Origin of the sequence: uncultured Abyssibacter sp., from assembly GCF_964000955.1 — a bacterium.
In the GTDB taxonomy this organism is placed as follows: domain Bacteria; phylum Pseudomonadota; class Gammaproteobacteria; order Nevskiales; family OUC007; genus Abyssibacter.
The window spans coordinates 1-4,236 of the sequence record NZ_CAXFCL010000091.1 but is presented as its reverse complement, the minus strand read 5'-3'; the positions used below and the strand labels follow the sequence as shown (position 1 = coordinate 4,236).

Genomic DNA, 4,236 nt, shown 5'->3' with positions numbered 1-4,236 from the left:
GCAACCCCGCTGGTGGTGACCGGTGAATCCGGGCAGCTGCGGATCGCGTTGTCCGACGACGGCCGGCTCGACGTGCCATGGCGCTTTCGGGATGCGTTTCCGCGGCCGTGGCGCGCCGCGGCGGGCGAGGCGCAGGCACGCTGATCCGCGGCGGCGGTTGGATGGGCGGGAACGGACCTCTATCATCGCGCGATGACAGACGATCAGACCGGCCGGACCGGGCTCACACCCAATCAGGTTTACCGTCGCCTGCTGGGCTACGCGTTTCCCTACTGGCGGATGTTCGCGCTCGCGATCCTGAGCATGGCGTTGCTTTCAGCGTCGGACGTGGCGCTGACCTGGCTGATGCAGCCGCTGCTGGACGGCAGCTTCGTCGAGCGCGACCCGACGGTGATCCGCTGGATGCCGGTCGCGATTCTCGTCCTGTTTCTCGTGCGCGGCGGCACGCAGCTCACCTCCGCGTACTGCATGGCCTGGGTCGGCCGCTACGTGATCAAGACGATCCGCACCGATTTGTTCGCACAGTACCTGCGCCTGCCGGTGAGTTTCTTCGACCGGGAGGCGGGTGGGCAGCTGATCGCCCGCCTGACCTACCACGTCGACCAGGTCGCCGAGTCGACGACTTCGGCAATCGGCACGGTGATCAAGGACGGCCTGACCGTCATCGGCCTGCTGTGTCTGATCGTCTACATGAACTGGAAGCTGGCGTGCTTCGTCCTCGTCGTCGGGCCGATCATCGCGGTGCTGGTCAGCGTGGTGTCTCGTCGCTTTCGCAAGCTGTCTCGACGCATCCAGCAGTCGATGGGCAACACGGTGCAGGTCGCCGACGAGGTGATCTCCGGGCATCGCGTGGTCAAGGTGTTCGGTGGACAGGATCTGGAGGCCGACCGTTTCGAGCAGGTCAACGAATACAACATGCGCCAGCATCTCAAGATGGTGCTGGCGCGCGGCGGCAGCACGGCGCTGATTCAGTGGATCGCGGCATTCGCGATCTCGGCCATCGTGTTCATCGCGACCACGCAACCGACCATGACGCCTGGCGCATTCGCGGCGTTCATGGGCGGTTTGATCGGTTTGCTGCGCCCATTGCGCAACCTCACCACCGTCAACGAACGCATTCAGCGGGGGATCTCGGCAGCCTCGGACATCTTCGATCTGCTGGATCAGCCGGGAGAGCCGGATTCGGGTGATCGGGTCGCGACCCGTGTGAACGGAGAGTTGCGCTTCGATCACGTCACCCTGCGCTACGGAGAGACCTCGCGCCCGGCGGTGCAGGACGTCAACCTCACGGTTCCGGCCGGTCGGGTTGTTGCTTTCGTCGGCCGTTCCGGCAGCGGGAAGACCAGCCTGCTGTCGCTGATCCCAAGGTTTTACGAGCCGGTCGAAGGGCGGATCTGGCTCGACGAGCAACCGCTCCGCGACTACACGTTGCCCAGCCTGCGACGGCAGATCGCGCTGGTGGATCAGAGCGTGACCCTGTTCAACGCCACGGTCGCGGAAAACATCGCCTACGGCGTCGGTCGGCAGGTGTCGGACGACGAGATCCGGGCGGCGGCCGCGAGCGCGCACGCGCTGGAGTTCATCGAAAAGCTGGAGCACGGACTTGACACCGAGGTCGGCCAGAACGGCGTGTTGCTCTCGGGCGGTCAGCGCCAGCGCATCGCCATCGCCCGCGCCATCCTCAAGGACGCCCCGATCCTGATCCTCGACGAGGCGACATCGGCGCTGGACACGGAATCCGAGCGCAAGATTCAGGCGGCGCTGGACGGTTTGATGCAGGGCCGGACAACGCTGGTGATCGCCCACCGGTTGTCGACCATCCAGAACGCCGATCTGATCGTGGTCATGGATGACGGCCGTGTCGTGGAGCAGGGGACGCACGCCGAGTTGCTCGCCGGGAACGGGGCTTATGCGGCGCTGCACCGGCTCCAGTTCGAGGACGACTGACCGCCCCGTGACGTTGCTCGAACATGCCTGGCAATCCCGTTGGCACCCACTGTCGTGGTTGCTGCTGCCGTTGTCGTGGGTGTTTTCGGGGGTCGCAGCGTTGCGCAGGCTGGGGTTTCGCCGGGGCTGGAAGCCCGTCGTGTCCGCCGCGGTTCCGGTGATTGTCGTTGGCAATCTCAGCGTGGGCGGAGTCGGCAAGACGCCGCTGGTGTTGTGGCTGGCCTCGCGGTTGCGCGACCAGGGATGGCGGGTCGGCATCGTCTCGCGCGGCTACGGGCGCCAGTCCACCGGGTTGCAGCGCGCCGACGCCCACAGCGAGGCGCGCCTGGTCGGGGATGAGCCGCTGCTGTTCGCGCGTGCCGGATTCCCCGTGGCCGTCGCCGAACGCCGGGTGCAGGCGGCGCAAGCACTGGAGCGCGATGTCGACATCGTGATCGCCGACGACGGGTTGCAGCACTACGCCATGGCGCGGGCCGCCGAAATTGTCGTCGTCGATGGCAAGCGGGGGTTCGGCAACGGCCGTGCGCTGCCCGCCGGGCCGCTGCGGGAGCCGGTGTCCCGGCTTGCTTCGGTCGATCTCGTACTGGTCCGCGATGGCGATCCGGAGGACGTCCTGCCGGCGTCGAATGTCGACATGTTTCGTTACGACGTGGAACCGTCGGTGTTGCAATCCCTGGACGGGCGGAACCGCTGCTCGCTGACCGATTGGCGCGGGCGGCGTGTTCACGCCGTCGCGGGGATCGGTTTTCCGGAGCGTTTCTTTGCCGCCCTGGAGGCGGTCGGTTTGCGGGTGATTCCGCATGCCTTCGCCGATCATCATGATTTTCGCGTGGATGATCTTGCATTCGGCGATGATCTGCCGGTTCTGATGACCGGCAAGGACGCCGTAAAATGTCGTGGTTTCGCGCAAGCGGACTGGTGGGTCGTCGATGTTGCCGTGCACACCGGTCCGGCGCTGGACGCGGCGATCGATCGTCTGACACGGCGTGTTCTCGGCGCTGGCAATGGCACCACCGAATCACTCGGAGAATAGCGTTGGATAACAAATTGTTGGATCTGCTGGTCTGCCCCGTCTCCAAGGCGCCGCTGAGGCTGAGCGAGGACGGCAAGGAACTGATCTGCGACGCCAGCCGACTGGCGTACCCCATTCGTGACGGCATTCCGGTGATGCTGGAGTCCGAGGCCCGCGAGCTCGATCCCGAAGAATGAGCGAATCCTTTGCGGTCGTCGTTCCGGCGCGCTACGGCTCCGAGCGGTTTCCGGCCAAGGTGCTGGCCGACCTCGGCGGGCTGCCGCTCGTGGCGCACACGGCGCGGGCGGCGGAGGCGAGCGGTGCGGCGACGGTCATCGTCGCCACCGACGATGCACGTGTCGTCGATGCGCTGACGCCGCTGGGGCTGCGCTGCGAATTGACATCCGTGGACCACACTTCCGGGACCGATCGGGTCCACGAGGTGGCGCGGCGTCTGGCGTGGACCGACGACCAGATCGTGGTGAATCTGCAGGGCGACGAGCCCCTGATGCCCCCGGCGGTGATCCGGGCCTGCGTCGATGCGCTGGCCGCCGACCGGGCCGCGGACATCGCCACGCCGGTGCACGCGATCACCGATGACCGGGACTACCGGTCACCGCATGTGGTCAAGGTGGTCATGGATGCGAGCGGGCGTGCACGCTGCTTCAGTCGGGCGCCGATTCCGGCCGACCGCGCGGCATTGCTGCGGGGAGAGGCGACCTTGCCGCCGTGCGGCGCCTGGCGTCACATCGGTCTCTATGCGTACCGCTGCTCCAGTCTCGGCCGGCTGGCGCAACTTCCCGTCGCGCCGACCGAACAGGCCGAGTCGCTGGAGCAACTGCGCGCGCTGTGGAACGGCATGCAGATCCAGGCCGTACCGGTTGATCAACCGCCTCCGACCGGTGTCGATACCCCGGAGGATCTTCGCCGCATTCAGGCGTTGTTCGAATCCTGAGACGCGCTGAGGCGCTGGTACAGCGCGGGATCTGACTCCGCGGTCACGAGCCGCGTTTCCGGTACGCGGCGTCGTGCGTCTCCGAACTGGTCGGGCTGAATGACCGACCCGCCGGTGGTTGCCTGGAGGACCCAGGTGTCCTGATCGGCCAGATATTCCACCACCCGCCAGCGCTGGCCCCGATCGTCGAGTTCCCGGCCGAGCATGGCCGGCGCCGCCGTTACTCGCTTCCCGAGCTGGGCGGCTTGGGCGTCGGCGGGGTGATGGTCTCGACCTGTTTCACCTTCGGCTCGGGCTTCGGCTCGGGCTTCGGCTCAGGCTT

Annotated in this window: 5 protein-coding genes; 4 read left to right on the top strand and 1 reads right to left on the bottom strand. The window is 66.8% G+C overall.

All coding sequences use genetic code 11. From position 1 onward, the window contains the following. The first annotated feature begins 192 nt into the window (after nucleotides 1-192). Genes msbA through kdsB form a run of 4 tightly spaced genes read left to right on the top strand, consistent with a single transcriptional unit; the run spans nucleotide 193 to nucleotide 3,914 of the window. On the top strand, nucleotides 193-1,947 hold the full coding sequence (msbA, locus tag ABNS06_RS04265; protein WP_348672774.1) for a lipid A export permease/ATP-binding protein MsbA: 1,755 nt from the start codon (nucleotides 193-195) through the stop codon (nucleotides 1,945-1,947). Beyond that, complete coding sequence (lpxK, locus tag ABNS06_RS04260; RefSeq protein WP_348672772.1) at nucleotides 1,910-2,980, top strand: tetraacyldisaccharide 4'-kinase; 1,071 nt, start codon at nucleotides 1,910-1,912, stop codon at nucleotides 2,978-2,980. Before msbA ends, lpxK begins: the two co-directional genes overlap by 38 nt. Before the next feature lie 2 nt (nucleotides 2,981-2,982). Next, a complete protein-coding gene (locus ABNS06_RS04255; RefSeq protein WP_348672771.1) occupies nucleotides 2,983-3,156 on the top strand; it encodes a Trm112 family protein in 174 nt (57 codons plus the stop codon). After that, complete coding sequence (gene kdsB, locus ABNS06_RS04250) at nucleotides 3,153-3,914, top strand: 3-deoxy-manno-octulosonate cytidylyltransferase (RefSeq protein WP_348672770.1); 762 nt, start codon at nucleotides 3,153-3,155, stop codon at nucleotides 3,912-3,914. Before ABNS06_RS04255 ends, kdsB begins: the two co-directional genes overlap by 4 nt. On the opposite strand, the gene ABNS06_RS04245 is transcribed toward kdsB, so the two are convergent. Beyond that, nucleotides 3,893-4,120: a hypothetical protein gene (locus ABNS06_RS04245; protein ID WP_348672769.1), complete on the bottom strand. Its 228-nt coding sequence runs from the start codon at nucleotides 4,118-4,120 to the stop codon at nucleotides 3,893-3,895. The two genes, kdsB and ABNS06_RS04245, sit on opposite strands and share 22 nt — an antisense overlap. Nucleotides 4,121-4,236 lie beyond the last annotated feature (116 nt).

Coding starts and splice junctions, on each gene's coding strand:
- ABNS06_RS04245 (WP_348672769.1), bottom strand. CDS start 4,120: ATGCTCGGCCGGGAACTCGACGATCGGGGCCAGCGCTGGCGGGTGGTG.
- lpxK (WP_348672772.1), top strand. CDS start 1,910: ATGCGGCGCTGCACCGGCTCCAGTTCGAGGACGACTGACCGCCCCGTG.
- msbA (WP_348672774.1), top strand. CDS start 193: ATGACAGACGATCAGACCGGCCGGACCGGGCTCACACCCAATCAGGTT.
- kdsB (WP_348672770.1), top strand. CDS start 3,153: ATGAGCGAATCCTTTGCGGTCGTCGTTCCGGCGCGCTACGGCTCCGAG.